This is a genomic window from Planctobacterium marinum (assembly GCF_036322805.1).
Taxonomy (GTDB): domain Bacteria; phylum Pseudomonadota; class Gammaproteobacteria; order Enterobacterales; family Alteromonadaceae; genus Planctobacterium; species Planctobacterium marinum_A.
Genome location: NZ_AP027272.1, coordinates 1,629,116 through 1,647,366, shown reverse-complemented (window position 1 = coordinate 1,647,366; position 18,251 = coordinate 1,629,116). Strand labels below are relative to the sequence as shown.

Sequence of the window (18,251 nt, the reverse complement as noted above, 5' to 3'; positions counted from 1 at the left end):
CCGATTTAAGACTGCAGCTTTCGCTCTGAATCCTGCTCCACCACCATAAGTTTACCACCTGAGGCGCAGCGCAAGTTCAGGGCTGCGTCATTTAACACACAAAAATGGTTTTAGCATAACTCAATGCTAACTAAACAAATGCAATAAGCTGATTAAGACACAGGCGCCTGATAAGCGTTTCGGATTTCTTTGGGGGTTCTGCCAATGACCTTTTTAAAGGCTCGGGAAAACGCCGCTTCCGATTGATAGCCAATATCCAGGGCAATGGCTAACATAGAATCTTTGGAAAGCTGTAGCTTCGAGTAAGCCAATGACATACGCCATTCCGTTAAATAATCCATTGGCGTATTACCCACCAGTTTTTTAAATTTTTGCGCAAAACTGGTACGGGACATTCCCACCTGTTGGGCCAGCTCTTCCAATGACCAATGCTTGTCCGGCGTGTCGTGGAGCAATTTTAAAGCAGCACCGATTCGCTCATCTTCTAATGCGCCAAGCCAACCAGTTTTGTCGTCACCTAGGGTCTGTAAATGCTGCCGCAGTGCAGCAATTACCAGAATATCGGCAAGACGAGCAATGACTGCTTCAGCGCCCATCGCCACGTTACTAGCCTCTGTTTCCAGTAGCGCAGTGACATTCTCGATGATATTTAAGGCAGCAATATCCGAACCTCGTCGGATCACGATATATGAAGGTAATATTCCTAAAAGTTTGATTGCTAATGGATGTTGAAACAACAATACGCCACAAATCATGGCAGTTTTCTCGCCCTCTCCACCAAATGTCAGGGTTTCATAGCGCTCGGTTATGGATTTAATAGGCAATTCACTTAATGGCGTGAAGGATTGACATAAACCATCGCTTAAGTTGTGCCCTTCACCTTTGGGAAAAAGCACAAAATCGCCAGGGTTTAATTGTAATTGCTGCTCGCCAATATCAAAGTGAGCCTGACCATGCACTGCAATATGAAACATCATGCAATTGTGTATGGGCGGCATACTCAGTGCCCACGGTGCACTCAATGTAGATTGAGTAAAAAATGCGCTCTCCATGCGAAGACTGTCCAAAAGCTTACCAATGGGCTCGTCTTTTATTGACGTTTTGAGTCGATTTGCATAATCAAAAGTCATGGTTGCTGTGCATTGAATTATTGTCTGCCACCAAGCTACTTTGATTGTCTTCGGATTACAATGCCAATCACTCTCGGGGGGCAGGGTTTATGTGTATCGCGTTTAATGTGTACCAAGGTTTATGATTTAAGTTAATACCCCGACATTAAGCCAGTAATAAAAAACCGGATAGCACCGCACATAGAGTCCGGACATGATTCCAGAACACCCATTTCTTAAGATATAGCTCCCAAACAGCCGCTTTATTTAGCTCAGAAGCATCTCGCAATTTATTGTTCAGTGGTACGTTGAACAAAACCGTGACCAAGGTCGTGCCCAGAAAAAACACGACACCTGCTAAGGATTTCGCTCCTGAAAAACTGATAAAATAATACAACCCGGCTAATCCTGAAACGATAAATCCGGCCATAAAAAGCGGATTGAGTATCACCTTGTTAATCGCAATCATGGTATCGGCGCCTCCCTTTTGCCGGGATAACACCGGCATCAAGGTATTGCTGAAAATAAAATACAATCCCATCATCAAGAGCATGGACAACTGCAAAAGCACTTCAAGTATCGAGATCACCTCTATCATTGTGCTTCTCCCTTAAAAAGATGAGCATTTTTAAGCACAAAAGATTCAAAGCTGGTCGCAGGTCTGCCAAGGGCCTGCTCAACACCGTTGACGATGTACTCATTCCGACCATCCAATACCTCTGTAAACAAGTATGCCAACATTTCGATTGCCTTTGGCTCTACGCCGCTATGCTCAAGCGTATTGATAAATTGCGATTGCGATATCTGAATAAAATTTACGGAGCGGCCAAGAACTCGGGTAAACACGTCTGCTAATTGCGCAAAGCTCAATAACTCAGGACCGGTAACTTCATACAATTTGCCGCTGTGTTTTTCGTCCGTTAGGGAAGCCACCACCACATCACAGATGTCGTCAACATCAATAAAGGGTTCGGTCATATCGCCTACAGGTAACGCAATAGTGCCCACTTGGATGAAGTCACGGAACATACCTTCACTGAAATTCTGGTTAAACCAGCTGGCTCTGACTATTGTCCAGCTCAATCCTGATGTCTTGATAATTTCTTCGCATACCTGTGCAGCAGGCTCACCACGTCCGGAAAGCAATGTGATGTGCTTTACTCCTTTTATTTTTGCCAGTGCACAAAATTTGGCGATATCTTCCGGTGCTTCTGGGATCGCCAGATCAGGATAGTAAGTCAAATAAACGGCATCGATACCTGATAAAGATTTTGCCCAGGTTTCTGGTGCCCTCCAGTCAAAGTGCACCTCGCCATGGCGATGAGCCGCTTTTGCCTTTAACCCCATTTCACTGAGCTTGTGATAAACCCTTGCACCACTTTTTCCCGATGCGCCAATAACCAGATAAGTATTACCAGTAGAATTCATGTTGCCTTTACTCCTCTTTGTTCTGTAAAGGCACTATAGAGAAATGAGGCCGTTCAATATTTACTCAGCGTACCAATCTTTATACCCATCGTTCAGATGAGCTCTGCCCGCTTGTTCAGTGTGCATTTATTGTTGTCATGCTGATATAAGCTGTATTTACCACAAGGCATTGCGGTTATGTATCAACTCATATCTCCAATACAGTCCATAAGCACCATAGAATCAAGGTATCCGGGCCTGCTTAAAAATTACGAATGGATTGAGTTAAAGGCGCTGCATCAGCCCAGCGATGAAATCTGGAGCTACACCACAGCCCCAAAGACTTGGGAGATGATGGGCGGACGCTCTGGATACGCCCTGGTAAGAGATGGCAAAGCAATCTTCTATTGCGTTACTTTAATGAATTGAATTTTTTCTGGCTGGCTATCATTTAATATCCTTGCCGCCAGGAACCGAGAAATCACTCCAGGTGTTTATCCATCCAATATTGTAATTTTTCTTTTGCTTGACCTAACTCTTCGATGCGCTGTTCTATTTCTACCAATTTGTTCTCTATCGCTTTACGCAATTTAGGGCAGCCTGGCTGAGGATTATTCACAAAGGGGATAGCAGGTTTGATCTCACTTAAGGTAAAGCCTACTGATTGCGCCAGTTTTATAAATTTAAGTTCGTTAAGGTTCGCTTTTGAATAACAGCGGTAGCCATTAGCCCCCCGAGGTGGTGCACTTAGCAGACCAATCTTTTCATAATATCGCAGTGTGTCTTTGCCCACCTGAGCTTGAGTGGCTAATTGCTCTGAACGCATAGTTTATGACTCTCTTCAAAAAAAAACATTGACTACGGAGTATACTCCACAGTTTATGATAATTCCCGTAGCTGAGTAATTAAACCACTCAAGGGAGATATTATTATGGTCAGCAGCGCGCAATTATCTATTGTCACCTCAGACAACGTGGAGCTTGGCGCCACCCATTATTTTACAGATCATAAACCCGATGGGATAAAATCGGCGGCCCCACTTATTATTGTTGCGGGCGCCACTGGCACCCCACAGCGCTTCTACAAGCGTTTTGCAGAAGCGGCAGTCAATGCTGGATGTCAGGTGTTAACCTTTGATTATCGGGGAATTGGTCGTTCCCGCCCCCAGACGTTGAAGGGATATCAAGTAGACTATCTGGATTGGGCGAAACAGGATCTGGCAGCTGTTATCGCCCATTGTAAAATATACGACGCCCCCATTTATATCGTGGGTCACTCCTACGGTGGTCATGCAGTTGGCCTGTTACCGGATTTATCTCCCATTCGCGGGGTCTGGACTTTCGGCACGGGGGCCGGATGGTCTGGCTGGATGCCAACTTTTGAGCGTATTAAAGTGCAGTTTATGTGGCATATCGTCGCCCCTGTGCTCACTCGTGTATACGGTTATTTGGGCTGGAGTCGTCTGGGTATGGGAGAAGACCTACCCTTAAATGTATACCGACAGTGGAAGCATTGGTGTAGTTATCCCAATTACTTTTTTGGCGATCCAGAATTACCGGAACTGCCCAAGCAATTTGCTCGTGTCAAAATTCCTGTAACGGCAATTAACGCCACTGACGACAAGTGGGCACCACCCGTTTCTCGCGATGCCTTTATGCAACATTATTCGAACGCCAATCTGAGCCTGCAAACGGTCACCCCCAATTCTGTGGGCCAAGGTATTGGTCACATGGGCTATTTTCGCAGTCATTGTGAATCACTGTGGCATGAAGTGTTTGCTGCCATCACCCCAAAAACCGCCAGCCAGCAGTAAAAAGGCCGCTTATCTGCGGCCTTTAGAAACCTGTTAATTGCTGGCATTCTCAGCCATCGACATACGGGTGAGTATCGGTCCTGCCAATGGAATATCGCCAGAATTTCGACCGAACTGCAAACGTTCGATTTCACCATCACTGCTGCGCAGAATATACTGAAATTGCGTTGATGGACGACGCACGGCAACATCCGCTTTGCCATCGCCATCATAATCCGCCACAATTGGAATGTCCTGTGCCTGCTGTCCAAAGTTTATTCGCTGGATCTCATTATCGGAGCTGTTCAGAATATAGAACATTTGATTGGAGGCACGACGCACTGCCACGTCTGCTTTGCCATCACCGTCGTAATCCGCCGGCACAGGGATATCATCCTCATCTCGACCAAATACCTTGCGCTCTATTTCACCATCACTGGAACGCAAAATGTACCAGGTAAAGTTCGACGGACGACGCACCGCAATATCGGTAATACCATCTCCGTCATAGTCGGCAGGTACAGGGATATCTGTTTCCTGTAACCCAAAATTAAAACGTTGAATTTCACCATCAGAGCTATTTTTGATGTACCAGAATTGATTAGAGGGGCGGCGCACCGCAATATCAGTAATACCATCACCATCGTAATCCGCAGGTACCGGAATATCTTCCGCCTGCAAACCAAAGTTAAAGCGCTGAATTGCTCCATCGGAGCTGTTCTTGATATACCAGAACTGGTTAGATGGACGACGCACTGCCACATCGGCAATACCATCTCCATCAAAATCTCCTGATACCGGAATGTCATTTAAAGCGCGACCAAACTGTTCGCGCATGATTTCACCATCAGAGGAGCCGCTAATGTATTGATGATAATTAGAGGGACGACGCACACCCACATCCGCTTTGCCGTCTCCGTCGTAATCATGGGCTATCGCTGCAGAACTCACAGCGATAAGAGGGTTTTCATCATCACCATCGATAATGCCATCACTATCTGAGTCTGGATTATCCAATAGTGTTCCTGTGAGATATTCTTCAAGGTTAGTTAAACCATCATTATCAAGATCTTCATTAGCATCGTCAGAATTCAAGGGATCAAGGCCATACTCAGTTTCAACATCATTGGGAATACCATCCCCATCTATGTCGCTATCCTGGCTGTCAGGAATACCATCATCATCCAGGTCAGACTCAGCAGCAGGCATAGTAAGCACGTAAGCCCCGTTTATCTCCTGGACCACTTCCCCTATATTACTGCCATCGCTATAGGTAACTCTGAAAGATAAAACCTGGTCCCCAGTCCCAACCGATGGGAGCAGTGCCATATGGTTAAACTGGGCAGAATCGGCGGATTCGAAGGTTAAAGACTGCCATTCTCCATCATCCAATTTAACTTCCAGAGTTCCCAGGTTTAATGTGACAAATTCTGCATCAGGAGCAAGATACAGCCAATGCTCCTTGCCCTCCAAAGTTGAATCTTTGTTTAACACCCCATCTTCAAACACAGCTGTTCTTAAGCCCGGAAATGTGGGGGCTGTGTCAGGGGTCATGGTATAAGTCGCTGAACTTGAATAACTCTCCCCTTGCAAATCAGTTTGCCAGGTAAACGCGATACCCGTTGCATCGCAACCCGCTGTAGTTACGAATAAATAATTTTCAGCGTCGTAAAGACCATCTATGCTTTCTCCACTTTCACAACTGACTCTGTAATTGGCCTGCAAGCCAGAGTGAAATGTCTGACCGCTCCCGTTACTAAAATGAAACCCTCTGAGAGCCATAATGTAGTTGGTCCAAACTTCTATAGGTTTACTCAAGGTAAGCCCTGAATTAGCAAATTCATAAGATTGGTCCTCATTGACATTTATTGCATAGACGCTTTCTTCCGCTGAGTTGGTAAAACTCAAGTCTTGACTGGTAGCAGCCGGAGTCAACCAGCCTGTTCCCGATTCGCTCTGGTTACCTAAATGCAACCGCGCACTCACTCCCCCAAATGTAGAAGAGGTTAACTGCGTAAAATGTACAACATCTTTATCCGTGGCAAAGTAAAAAACAGGTAAAGTAAACGAGTTATCAGCCAGATCAGCGGCAACAAAAGGGGTACCGGAACCACTGAACCCACTAAAGGTAATCTCAGATTTAAGTCCTTCCTCGAAAGATAACAACAAATCCTGTGTATCATTGAGATCGTATACCATCTGTACAAAGGTATCGGAGTCCTGGCTTCGCAACTCAGGGAAGCGAACGTTGTCTTCAAAGCGGGAATCTATCTCATCGGACAGATTTCCCAATGCCAGATAACTGGCGGTTTGTTTCTCTGCATCTAGTGAATCGAAAAATATCTGGCTGCGATACTCTACACTCAACGCGCCAACCTCATTGCTGAACTGGATGAAGCTGAACAGGTTGGTATTATTCGACAATGCCGTGGTTAAAACGTCTTCCCCTGCTCGATTTTTGGCTTCAGCTAATCCCACAAGATGAGTTAAATTAGAGGGTGAGAGGTTGATACTATAACTTCCGTCCATATCTACCACATGTTCTTCATAGCCCTCGACATATGTTTTAATTCCATCTTCTCGACCTGGGATATCGAGGTGTGATATCTCTGACTCCTCAAGCTCATGTTCAACCCGGATATATAGCTTTGTTTCGGGTGTAAAAATTGTTCGTGTTTCTTCAGGAAAAATATAGTCAAACGCGAAGCTAATACCGTCAACACTGTCAACCGATAAACCAGCCGGGTTCAAACCGTCGTGGGTGAGGCTCAGTCTGTAGCCTCTCTCAAGCGTCACCGGAACTGATATAGTTTGCTCCTCAGAAGAAAAGCTAAGCAGGTCAAAATAACTGGTTGATACGTTGTTAGGGGTTTCGATTTCACCGGGTGAACTCACCAGTACCGTAAATTCCAGGCGCACCGTCTCATTTGCAGGAACCTGGATGCTGGACTGTTCAAGCTGAATGCTCACCTGCTCAGGCATAGCTTGTGGTAAGCTGATATCGAAATTCACCTCTGAATTACTGTCGTTTTGCAGTTCTACAAAGGCAGAGTACTCGACCTCGTTCAAGGTATCGTCCACCCTTCCGAAGGCTAATCCGGCATCAATAAGCAAAACCGTTTGCGCTAACGCTGCCGTTACATCCAAACGACCGTACCCCTGAGTATAGGGATCAGCGCCGATATCTACCGCTGAGGTTATCAATCTGGCTTTGATTTCTGCCGGTGAAGCTTCAGGATAGTTTTGTTTCAAAATTGCTGCCGCACCGGCAACATGTGGTGCCGCCATACTCGTGCCACTCAAAGACAGCGTTCCACCGTCCACCTCTAATGAGACAATATCTGAGCCCGGTGCGATAATCTCTGGTTTTAGTTGCTGATAACTGGCACCACCACCTCTGGAAGTAAAACCGGAAATTGTGTCTTCTTTGGTGCTGGAAGAGACCGTAATAGCATTGAGCGCCGAAGAAGGGGACAGTGCAGCAATATCACCGTAACCGGCGTAATTGCCAGCAGCTGCCACAACGACAATACCGGCATCCACGGTATTGTTCACTGCAACACTGGTTGCCGACTCAAAGTCACCCGGAGCCCCAAGGCTCATATTAATAATATCAGGAGCATCATCTGTGAGTAGGTCTCCGTCAGGATCTACGGCATACTCTAATGCAGCAATGATATCCGACGTGCTGCCAAAGCCCTCATCATCTAATACCCTGAGTGCCATAATCGAAGCCCCGGGTGCAACGCCTGTCACACTGCCACTTGCAGCTACAATACCGGCGACATGAGTGCCATGGCCGTCGACATCCATAGGATCTTCATCTTGTTCTACGAAGTCATAGCCTCCAATAACTTTGCATTCGGCCCCAAGACAACCACCCAAGTCTGCATGGTTATAGTCGACGCCGGTATCCATAATGGCCACGGTGATCCCAGTGCCCGTCAGATTCTGATTTTCACTATCCGTAAGTGACCAGGCCTCATCGGCATTTATCAGGGAAGTGCTTTCGTGCAGCAGCTTTTGTACAACTCTCACCGGTTGAATAGACTTTACTGCAGTATGATTGGTCAGATACCGGATATCACGCCAATCAGCTTCAACCACAATGGAATTGTGTATTTTCTGATTCTTACGCAGGACTTTTTGTACAAGGTCTTTCTGTTGCAATTCATCAATCAGACGCTGCTGCGCATCGCCTATCGCTTTGCGTTGTTGCTCAATAGCGTTTCGAATGTGGCCTTTGGCTGTACTGCCCTTACCCGCTCTTGCAGATGCAATTTTGCGGGTAGTGACTAGCGGTTGGTCGTGCAATTCAATAATAAATTGAGCAACCTGATATCGAGTCAGCTGCGTTATTGCTGCAGCGCCGGGGGCCGCAACAATTCGTGAGCTACTGTGAGTGATTGGCAGTGTTGAAACTTTTTCGAAAACCAAGGGCTGAGATATAGCTGAACTGGATAATCCAGCACTAATTGCAACAGCAATTGCACACAACTTATTGCCTTGTAACATCAAATCCATCCTTAATTGGCTATTTTTTGCGTCACACAATATAGGCAAGCGGCACTGGTCTGTCCACAAAAACACATCAAAACAATCAAAAAATTATTGTTTTAAATCATATAGATAGCTGACTATTTTTTAACCTTGGTTGATGTCAATTAATAAAAAGGCCGCTTATCTGCGGCCTTTAGAAACCTGTTAATTGCTGGCATTCTCAGCCATCGACATACGGGTGAGTATCGGTCCTGCCAATGGAATATCGCCAGAATTTCGACCGAACTGCAAACGTTCGATTTCACCATCACTGCTGCGCAGAATATACTGAAATTGCGTTGATGGACGACGCACGGCAACATCCGCTTTGCCATCGCCATCATAATCCGCCACGATGGGAATGTCCTGTGCCTGCTGTCCAAAGTTTATTCGCTGGATCTCATTATCGGAGCTGTTCAGAATATAGAACATTTGATTGGAGGCACGACGCACTGCCACGTCTGCTTTGCCATCACCATCGTAATCCGCCGGCACAGGGATATCATCCACATCTCGACCAAATACCTTGCGCTCTATTTCACCATCACTGGAACGCAAAATGTACCAGGTAAAGTTCGACGGACGACGCACCGCAATATCGGTAATACCATCTCCGTCATAGTCGGCAGGTACAGGGATATCTGTTTCCTGTAACCCAAAATTAAAACGTTGAATTTCACCATCAGAGCTATTTTTGATGTACCAGAATTGATTAGAGGGGCGGCGCACCGCAATATCAGTAATACCATCACCATCGTAATCCGCAGGTACCGGAATATCTTCCGCCTGCAAACCAAAGTTAAAGCGCTGAATTGCTCCATCGGAGCTGTTCTTGATATACCAGAACTGGTTAGATGGACGACGCACTGCCACATCGGCAATACCATCTCCATCAAAATCTCCCGATACCGGAATGTCATTTAAAGCGCGACCAAACTGTTCGCGTATGATTTCACCATCAGAGGAGCCGCTAATGTATTGATGATAATTAGAGGGACGACGCACACCCACATCCGCTTTGCCGTCTCCGTCGTAATCAAAAGGCACCGCATCAAAAGCCACCTCAGAAGACGTAGCAGGTAAGGATACGTTATCAATATAAACTCTGTCATCACCTCGTAGAATGCTTCCATCCTTAGTGTAAGTCCAGGTCAAGGTGTGTGTACCGGCGGTCAAGGTGTGATTTACCTCTTCAAAGTCATTTTCGCCAGACCAACTGTCTACAAGCTCATTATCAACATAAAACTTCAGATAATCAGCACTTTCTTCTGTGGAGGTTTTAACATAAAAGCTTAATGTCCCCGCTACAAAAGTTCCCGTATAACTCACAGAGGAGCTAGCACTATTTCCTATAACGCCTGAGCCTAGGCTGAAGTTTCCCTCCTGAGCTGACCCTGTGGCAAACCCCCAATCATTGAGAGTCCAGTTATCCAAGCCTGAAGTTGATTCAAATCCAAACGGACCTGTCGTAGCTACGTCATCTGGAGCAGAAATATAGGTTTGAGTACTGATAGGTAATGAGATGTTATCTACCCAGGCGGTGTCATCACCTGAACTAATACTTCCATCTTTTTCATACTGCCAGCTTATGATATGAGCTCCCGCAGTGACATCAAAACTGTAGGTTTGCCAATCAAGGATCCCCGATAACCTTGTAACTTCAGAACCATCCAGGTAAACCACCAGGTAATCCCATCCCTCCTCAGAAGATACCCTGGCATCAAAGCTGACTGTACCAGCTCCGGTTACATCCATGAGTGTGAGACTGGATGTCTCATTGTCATCGATATCGGCAGACTGCAAACTGTTTGAGCCCGATGAAGCATCATTATCAACCACAGTCCAGGCATTGCTGCCTGCTAGCGCAAAGCGGGCAAGCTCCGCATCAGTTTCAATATCATAACTCACCTCGCTTAAGAAAGGATTTGAGGAAGCGTCATTAGGATCAGTACCTGCCAGGTATTCATCCAAATTTGAGACCCCGTCCCCATCGGCATCGGCACTCGCATCCGAAGCATCTCCGGGCTGTAAAAAATTGCTCACCTCAAAACTATCAGGCACGCCGTCACTATCTGAATCGCTACTGTTGATATCTATACCAAACAAGGCTTCTTCGAGATTAGTTAAGCCGTCACCGTCCAGATCACCGTTCGCGTCCGAGGCGTCATTTGTATTCAGACCATTCTCTGTTTCAAAACTATCGGGCATACCGTCGCCGTCTGTATCGACACTGGTAGCCTCAACGATTGCAATGGATTGTTCTGACAGGGTGAAAAATACGTTATTTGCACAATTTAACTTAAAGCGTAAATTGCCAGTTTCCGCTGGCGCAGTAATGACGGCTACACCGTCATTTTCAATATTCTGTTCAAGAGTGCTAAACGAAACGCTGTTATTACTGGTAACTTCGAGGTTGATACTGTCGCAACTGATGGGAGCATTTTGTGAACCACCCGTATTCCAATACAACAGTGATGGTCTGCCTGCCTCCCAATCATTATTGGCATCTGGGGTGATTAAACTGAACCCAGCGCCAGATGTTACTGTGGTTAGTACCATCGCATCAGTCGCCACACCACCATTGCTGTCTCTCACGGTGAGGCGAAAATTTAAGTCTCTCGACGTAGTTGGATAGGTTTCCCCGATGGTTGTTGTTCCCGCAACAATATCAGAGAGTTGCGGAAAGGTGCGACTCGCCTCAGTTTGTGGAGTGAAGGAACGAAACAATGGGCGGTTTCCGTTATCCACCATAGTGTCCCGGCTGGAAGAAGATGTGCCGGTATCCAACTGTTCCCAGATATAGGTCAAGGTATCGCCATCCGGGTCGCTACCCGAGCCCGTTAGCGTAAATGGGGTATTTGCCGGGATGGTGTAATCACTACCGGCATCAACAGTCGGCTGGGTATTGTTTAGATTTGTTACTGTGCCACAAGAGCCCCCAGCACCGGTATCAATGAACTCACGGATTTCCTCAATAGAACCGATATGGAAAATGGCATCAGACGCTTCCTGGATATCTTGCCCGGAGCAAATATTGGCGTATCCCATTATCGTGCTGCCGCTCCCCGGTTCCCATGCGGTACTGCTATTTCGGTTGCCGCTACATGAACCTGCTGTGCCATTAAAGGTATGATTTCCACCAAATTGATGACCAATTTCATGGGCCACATAATCGATATAGAAAGCATCATTAGTAGGGAATGGGCTACCAGTAACTCCTGATGCCTTACTACTGGTACAGACTACTCCCAAGCCCGCTAATCCGCCTCCAGCAGTATTAACGATGTGGCCAATGTCATAGTTTTCTGCACCGATTGCTGCATCGATGACATCACCGTTTAAATCAATATCTCCGGTATTATTGTTGAATGGATCCGCTTCGGCGTCAGTAAAAATTAACGAATCATTGCCATCCACTAATTCAAACTGCACTGCCAGGTCAACCAGGTATACCTGGTTAACTCGGTTTACCATGGCATTAACAGCAGCCAAACCTGTCTCCACTGTACCACCGTGAAACTCCGTGTATTCTGCGGCAGCTGAAACGGCTAGTCGATAGGTACGCAATGTATCTCCTGTGGCACTCATAGCCCTGTGGAGTTCACTTTCCTCGTGCTCTCTTTTTCTCAGCTTAGAAAAGTCTTCTTTAAAACCTTCTTCCAGCAAAGGTTGAGCATTTTTGCGCAAATAACTGATATACAGAGATTTCTGATTGGTTTGATAAGGATCTAAGAATGCCCAATCACCTTTGTAACGGTACATTCCATGAATGCCCTGCGGACCATAACTAAAGCGGCCAATCTGTTCGCCTTGTGAATCTAAGGCTTTATAGGATTTTATGCCCGGATATTTAGCCGCTAATCCCGGAGCCATAACACTATCTTCTTGTAGAGTTAGCATCAGGTTTTTGCCATCCGGCGCAGGAACAGTGAGCTCAAAGGTTACTGCACCGCGCATCAAATACTTGCGCATATCTTCATGTTGGAAACGCAGATAACGCGCATCTGAGGCTCTGGCATTGACCTTATCATCAGTCACCTGCAACTTAGCGCTTGCATCCTGCCAAAACTGCTTGGCATGCACACCCGAACTCATTAACGATGTAGCCAACACGAGTGCGCTGAGGGTTAATTTTTCCATAGCGAAAATTCTCTGGTTCAAATTGTGAAAATACTTGAAATAAGCATAGCCTGGTTCAAAGAAGCGTCAGTCTATAAACTAGAACTACGCGCTAACTTACTGTTTCAGTGATGATTATTTTGAAGAAGACGACTTAGGAAGTGAAGTTATTCCTATCGCACGTGGAATTTATCCGAATGGTACTCATCACCACTGTGGTTTGTCCGCAACCGTGATGAGCACCTAATTTCATCAAGTTTGAAGTCAGTTTTGGTCGTCGATGATCACGCCACCTTGCGGTGAAGGTTTAGGTTCCGACTTTTTATTAGCAGCAGGCAAAATAATCCCACCAGACGCAGCAGGTTTGTGCTCCTTATCAGACCCAACAGCCACGGGTACCAACTCGTCTTGGTATACCTCATCGGTGTTCAAACGAACAATCGATCCTTTCACCATATCGGCAATACTTCCCTCAACAACGGAGCCATAAGATACTTTTGCTGTAACCCTGTTAATGGCAATCTGCCCCACTGGAATTTCCATGTAACCAAGAGACTCTTTTGTATAGGGATCAATGAGTTTTTCACCAAGCACGAAAACGTCAAACACCTCGCCTACTTCGAGGCTCTTACCACCTTGATTCAACACGACAGCATTATGGCTATTAGAGACGATTTTTAGCGGGTAAATAGCATTGATAATATCCCTGGAAACTCGAGAAGCCGTCTCCAAATCAGCAATATCAGTTTCGAGTATCGTCTTGTCTTGCCATTTAACTTGTCGGGTGGAGAGATTGATGATCTTATAATTCACTTCACTGTTAAAGGCCTCAATATCGCTGCGCTCCCCAGTGAACTGGTTGAACTCGGTTCGGGAGTCATCAAAAAACGATACCTCTCCTACTACCAGGTAATCCAGTCCAAGTACTTGTGAAAGGCGCACTTTTTCATTTAATCCCGTATCAGGACTCAACAACAGTGCTTTCTCTTTCTGATATTCAGTGTCGTGCTCTCTGTCCAATACGGCAAAACGTCTTGATTGCACAAGGTGAGTTTGCAGGTTGTCAGAAAACTCTTTACCAAATCTTCCATCAAATGGCGCCACTACGAGCTTGCGTCTTTTATCCGGTGATAGACCGGGACTCGTATACTTGGGAACGATGACCCGCATTTCTACTTCGCATTCATCTTCACAAAAGCTACTGAGAACTTCGTAACTTTTAATCTGCCCCCGGGTTTTCATCCTAGTGATGTTTTCCATCGCCACAACGGTATTGGACTCACCGTTAACTTTCAGTTTATTAGCCAAACGCCATGAGCGACTGTCGACATCAACCCCGTGAACCTGAGAGATAGCTCGAGTCAAACCTCGCTCTATGGCGATTTCTTCAGTCATTCCACGAGCAGTTAGCTCAACAGCAACATCTTTAGCTAGTGCCTGATTCATTCCTATTAGCGAAACGAGTAGCACCAAAAACTTAAAAGTCTTCATCATCTGCTCCATCACTTTCACCGGAAACCGGGGTAATTGTCGCTTTTGTGCCAGAGTGATTGCTCCTTTTCAGCTCTTTATTGCTTTTAAAGGCACGTGTCTCTTGTTCTGTTAACGGATGCCACATTAAAACAACACCATTCACCTCACGATTGGTTACAGGGTGCTTACTACTCCAACGCTTGACCTGTTGCAACCCCACTAAACCTTTCACCGAAGAGGTAACTTTTGACATCTGGCTAATTTCTTTGATCACTTTAGCTACTGTCTGCTCTTGAGTTTCGGTTTCGTTAGAGTCATTGAGGATGGCCGTTGCTGTTCTGGATTTATCGCTGGTGTTACTGCTTGATGCTTCTACCCGTCCCACCAGGTTGTATGTTTCAGCTATATGTGCAAACGCATTCAATTCCGCATCAAGATAGCTGAACTCCCTGTTATCAACACATTCTTCATAGTCGGCTGGATTACAATCATTACCAGCCATACCAAATGACAGAAGCACTGGGTAGCCTTTTTCGTCCCAATGAATTTTAGTGCCAATTTGATACATCAGATTATCTTGATGTTTATCCAGATAATCTAAGACAGGCATTTTGGCCTTACCAGGTTCCGGCGCTATATTGCCTTTGCTCTTACGCAAAGAAGCCAAAAAATTCTTTTTCTTGTTGGACGTGGCAATAACCACCGATACAGCAGTATTGCCGTTGCTGTCAGTCTTCTCGTAAGACTTCATGATTTGTGTGCCCGTAATGTCACCTTGTGATACCGTTTTTACCGTTTGGGTGATAGCTTTTTGCATCATGGTTTTGCGCTTTGTCGGTGGTGCAGCGTCGTATTCTTGGGGATCAATGCCCAACTCAACTAATTCGTTGTCGATTGTGGCACTGGCAAGTGCAGTAAGCTTATCCAAAAGGGCCACAAACTTACTTTGGGTTTGAATTTCTTCCTGACTGAACTCAGGTAACTGATTGGACTTAAAACTTTTCCGAATGGTTTCGGCAGCAACACTGGTATAAAGCTGCTTAAGCATCGCTTCACGCGCTTTTTGCATCGCTTCGGTATAGGCAAGAACCCGGGCGTCACCCCATGATGCTTCAGTCGGTCTTAAACTGATAATGGCTGTCCCTGCATGCATAAACACTTGTTTATTTTGAGTCGCGAACTTGCGTCGCTTACTCATAATATATTGCTGGGCTTTCTCATCGACGTAGGCAGCTGCATCAGCAGGCCTTTCCTCTTGCGCTTCAATAACCTCTTCACTGGTTGCCGCTGGTTGCTGCGCCTGTTCTTCCACCATGACAATATCCAGGATTTCTGCAGCTTCGGCCGTACCTTGAGCCAATAGCGGACTTGTAAACGAAAAGCAGTAAACCCCAGAGAGCAGGATTAATAAATTTTTTGCACGATACATAAGCGTTCCTTAATTCCATTTATAAATAGAAAAAGGCCAAACCGGCCTTTTTCTCTAGGTATGATTACCAGGATACCGAATCATTACGTCCGGTTTTTGCAATCGGATACTCTCCTTCCCAATACGCCAGACCGGTATCAAGTTGAGTCATGGTTAGCTGGAAATAATATTCCACGAGCTGTTTAGAACTACTAACCTTGCTATTGCGCTGGATAATTTTGCCACTTAAGCTGAAATCAGGAGCGTATACCTGACCATCTTTTTTGGTGGTATTCTGATTCATCAAACTGGAATTTTGTAGCTCACGTGATTTAGCAGTACTGCTGTCCTCCGGACCTGCGCCAGTAAAACTAACAGCGGTTGTGGTCAGGAATTTGCCACTATTAAGCAAGCCGACGCGTATTTTTTTCACCAACTGGTCAGTATCGATACGCTGTGTTGTATCGTTGATGATATTGTAAATAGACAAAATATAGCGTCCGCCTTTATCTGCATCAGGGTGAACCAATAGAGGGCTGGCAATAATGTCATCCAAAGCTTGACTTGCTGCAGCATCAAAGTCTCGCTGAGAAAGCCCCATTACCACAGTGTCTTTATCATTGGCAGAGACGTATTTTGTGGTGGACTGACACCCGGATACGGCCAGCAATAACGGGATTGTTGAAACAATTAATAATTTTTTCATGAGGTAATTTCCTTGTTATAAAGAGATAACTTCTACACTTGGAGCAATCATCGGGTTGATGGCTTTAACATAGACAATGTTGTTCTTGTTTGGATCGATATCCACGGATAAAGGTTGCGCGAAGCCTGCAGAGTCGATTTGAATTGACGTTTGTCCACCATTTTCAAGCATCAAGCCCTGAAAGGTCTTCGGTAAAATACTCCACGTACGTGTATCTGCTTCTGTTGTTGCCGCCTGCAGAATACCTGCTGCGAATCCCAAGTAGGCGTTATTGTCGTTCACTTGCTTTTGAGCAACAGTTTTAACAATAGTTCGCGTAATTTCGCGAGTTAGAGTCATAGGGAATTCTTCTTTAAACTCTGCTTTTATGATTTTATCCATGTCAGCCACCACCTCAGAAGACACGCCATTTACCAGGAAGCCTCCAAAATGATCCGGTTGCTCAACTAATTTTGGTAGTGCCATACCAACGTAGTTAACATTGCTGGAAACCAAAAAAACCGGTAAGTCGATGCGAAACTCATCCAGTTTTGCCATTTCGCCTTCTTCGAAAATCACCCAAGTATTTTTAACGTCTTTGAGCTGGGTGTCGCCACTTAAGATATTTTGAGCCAAGGATAGTGTTTCGTTGGCAACCGCAGTATTGGTGATACCTGAAACCCGAGTGAAACTGTCAACAGCCTTGCCGACATCCGCCGTATCTTGCGCTGTTAACATGAAAAACAAACCATGCATAAAGGTGGAAAACGGATTAATGTATCCATCATAAGCAGTCCAACCAGACATATCGATGCCCTCTTTGGCCAGAATTTTTTCCGCCTCAGACAAACTCTTATCAACTGACTCTTCCGCTTGTTCATTTGCACCGTCGCTGGTGCTACTGTTTTCTTCAGCGGCCTTGGCTTTTTCTTCTTCTGCGGCTTTTTCCTGAGCTTCTTTTTTCTCGTTAATGCGCGCAGCGAAAAAGTCTGCCGCTCTACGCTGCCGGTCATCTGAACGATTCCATTCCACCCTGGCATTAACTTTGTCACCCGCAGCGGTGAAGTTCATGGCTTTGTAGGTGTTAACCATAATTGAGTCGTAAACGGCTTGCTCATAATCCAGGTAAGTATCATTGGTTAGCGATGAAGTGATTGTCTCGCCAGTGGACTCCACCATGTTCTCGGTATCTTCCGCGTACATTACATCTTCAATGAGATCGAAAAACTGATTTGAGCGGTCGTAGTCACCTTGCATCCGGTATATGGTTGCGACTTGCATGGCCCAAAGCTGGTCATCAATGGTGCCCTGCTCTTCGTCGTAATCTGCTTCATCTAACGCAAGGACTAATGCCTCGTTTACCTGCCCTGCCGAGATATGGTTGCTGAATTTAGCGGAGTCACTTTCCGATTTGAATACTTCACCAATACCCGTGGTTAGACTAGAGAATGGACTCTGACCATTTCCTGTTGCAGCACAGCCAGACAGCGCCATTGCACCGAACATGCATAAGAGAACTTTTTTCATTTTTTGTTCCAGAAACGTGTGTTGAAGACACAGGGGAAGGGTAATGCTGAAAAATCCCTTTCAAATTAAATCCCTGAACTCGGCTTGTTCACAATTGCTTACATTTCAAGCCGCGACATTAAATATACGCAACATTTTTTAACGCTGTCAAACGCAAAACCTAAAAAATGTTATTTTTAATCCACCGATTTT

Annotated in this window: 12 protein-coding genes; 2 read left to right on the top strand and 10 right to left on the bottom strand. The window is 45.6% G+C overall.

Annotation, left to right across the window (positions count from 1 at the left end):
* Nucleotides 1-152: 152 nt before the first annotated feature.
* The 3 genes from AABA75_RS07330 to AABA75_RS07320 all read right to left on the bottom strand — a co-directional run bounded on the left by AABA75_RS07330 (nt 153) and on the right by AABA75_RS07320 (nt 2,537).
* Nucleotides 153-1,130, bottom strand: a complete 978-nt coding sequence (locus AABA75_RS07330; protein WP_338291934.1) for an AraC family transcriptional regulator — start codon at nt 1,128-1,130, stop codon at nt 153-155.
* Nucleotides 1,131-1,275: 145 nt separating this feature from the next.
* Nucleotides 1,276-1,707: a DUF1772 domain-containing protein gene (locus AABA75_RS07325; protein ID WP_338291933.1), complete on the bottom strand. Its 432-nt coding sequence runs from the start codon at nt 1,705-1,707 to the stop codon at nt 1,276-1,278.
* Entirely contained in the window at nt 1,704-2,537 is an 834-nt protein-coding gene (locus AABA75_RS07320; protein ID WP_338291932.1) for an NmrA family NAD(P)-binding protein, read from the bottom strand. The genes AABA75_RS07325 and AABA75_RS07320 overlap by 4 nt, the downstream gene beginning before the upstream one ends.
* Before the next feature lie 177 nt (nt 2,538-2,714).
* Between AABA75_RS07320 and AABA75_RS07315 the strand changes: the two genes are divergently transcribed.
* Nucleotides 2,715-2,945, top strand: coding sequence for a hypothetical protein (locus AABA75_RS07315; RefSeq protein ID WP_338291931.1), 231 nt, complete (start codon nt 2,715-2,717; stop codon nt 2,943-2,945).
* A 52-nt stretch (nt 2,946-2,997) separates the two neighbouring features.
* Here the strand turns inward: AABA75_RS07315 and AABA75_RS07310 are convergent, their stop codons facing one another.
* Entirely contained in the window at nt 2,998-3,342 is a 345-nt protein-coding gene (locus AABA75_RS07310) for a MerR family transcriptional regulator (RefSeq protein ID WP_338291930.1), read from the bottom strand.
* A gap of 105 nt (nt 3,343-3,447) precedes the next feature.
* Here AABA75_RS07310 and AABA75_RS07305 point away from each other — a divergent pair, with 105 nt between their 5' ends.
* Nucleotides 3,448-4,329, top strand: a complete 882-nt coding sequence (locus AABA75_RS07305) for an alpha/beta hydrolase family protein (RefSeq protein WP_338291928.1) — start codon at nt 3,448-3,450, stop codon at nt 4,327-4,329.
* 33 nt (nt 4,330-4,362) lie between these two features.
* Here the strand turns inward: AABA75_RS07305 and AABA75_RS07300 are convergent, their stop codons facing one another.
* The 6 genes from AABA75_RS07300 to AABA75_RS07275 form a co-directional block, all read right to left on the bottom strand.
* Nucleotides 4,363-8,823, bottom strand: coding sequence for a S8 family serine peptidase (locus tag AABA75_RS07300; protein WP_338291926.1), 4,461 nt, complete (start codon nt 8,821-8,823; stop codon nt 4,363-4,365).
* 189 nt (nt 8,824-9,012) lie between these two features.
* Entirely contained in the window at nt 9,013-12,987 is a 3,975-nt protein-coding gene (locus AABA75_RS07295) for a reprolysin-like metallopeptidase (RefSeq protein WP_338291925.1), read from the bottom strand.
* A gap of 243 nt (nt 12,988-13,230) precedes the next feature.
* Entirely contained in the window at nt 13,231-14,460 is a 1,230-nt protein-coding gene (locus AABA75_RS07290) for a CsgG/HfaB family protein (RefSeq protein WP_338291923.1), read from the bottom strand.
* The gene (locus tag AABA75_RS07285) at nt 14,444-15,868 is read right to left on the bottom strand and encodes a DUF6844 domain-containing protein (protein WP_338291922.1); all 1,425 of its coding nucleotides are present in this window, start codon (nt 15,866-15,868) and stop codon (nt 14,444-14,446) included. The genes AABA75_RS07290 and AABA75_RS07285 overlap by 17 nt, the downstream gene beginning before the upstream one ends.
* 64 nt (nt 15,869-15,932) lie before the next feature.
* A complete protein-coding gene (gene lpoB / locus AABA75_RS07280; protein ID WP_338291921.1) occupies nt 15,933-16,553 on the bottom strand; it encodes a penicillin-binding protein activator LpoB in 621 nt (206 codons plus the stop codon).
* Between the two features lie 15 nt (nt 16,554-16,568).
* Nucleotides 16,569-18,059, bottom strand: coding sequence for a hypothetical protein (locus AABA75_RS07275; protein ID WP_338291920.1), 1,491 nt, complete (start codon nt 18,057-18,059; stop codon nt 16,569-16,571).
* Between the last annotated feature and the right edge of the window lie 192 nt (nt 18,060-18,251).

Excerpts from the sequence above, each read along its gene's own strand:
- AABA75_RS07330 (WP_338291934.1), bottom strand. The coding sequence starts at position 1,130 with ATGACTTTTGATTATGCAAATCGACTCAAAACGTCAATAAAAGACGAG.
- AABA75_RS07325 (WP_338291933.1), bottom strand. The coding sequence starts at position 1,707 with ATGATAGAGGTGATCTCGATACTTGAAGTGCTTTTGCAGTTGTCCATG.
- AABA75_RS07320 (WP_338291932.1), bottom strand. The coding sequence starts at position 2,537 with ATGAATTCTACTGGTAATACTTATCTGGTTATTGGCGCATCGGGAAAA.
- AABA75_RS07315 (WP_338291931.1), top strand. The coding sequence starts at position 2,715 with ATGTATCAACTCATATCTCCAATACAGTCCATAAGCACCATAGAATCA.
- AABA75_RS07310 (WP_338291930.1), bottom strand. The coding sequence starts at position 3,342 with ATGCGTTCAGAGCAATTAGCCACTCAAGCTCAGGTGGGCAAAGACACA.
- AABA75_RS07305 (WP_338291928.1), top strand. The coding sequence starts at position 3,448 with ATGGTCAGCAGCGCGCAATTATCTATTGTCACCTCAGACAACGTGGAG.
- AABA75_RS07300 (WP_338291926.1), bottom strand. The coding sequence starts at position 8,823 with ATGTTACAAGGCAATAAGTTGTGTGCAATTGCTGTTGCAATTAGTGCT.
- AABA75_RS07295 (WP_338291925.1), bottom strand. The coding sequence starts at position 12,987 with ATGGAAAAATTAACCCTCAGCGCACTCGTGTTGGCTACATCGTTAATG.
- AABA75_RS07290 (WP_338291923.1), bottom strand. The coding sequence starts at position 14,460 with ATGATGAAGACTTTTAAGTTTTTGGTGCTACTCGTTTCGCTAATAGGA.
- AABA75_RS07285 (WP_338291922.1), bottom strand. The coding sequence starts at position 15,868 with ATGTATCGTGCAAAAAATTTATTAATCCTGCTCTCTGGGGTTTACTGC.
- lpoB (WP_338291921.1), bottom strand. The coding sequence starts at position 16,553 with ATGAAAAAATTATTAATTGTTTCAACAATCCCGTTATTGCTGGCCGTA.
- AABA75_RS07275 (WP_338291920.1), bottom strand. The coding sequence starts at position 18,059 with ATGAAAAAAGTTCTCTTATGCATGTTCGGTGCAATGGCGCTGTCTGGC.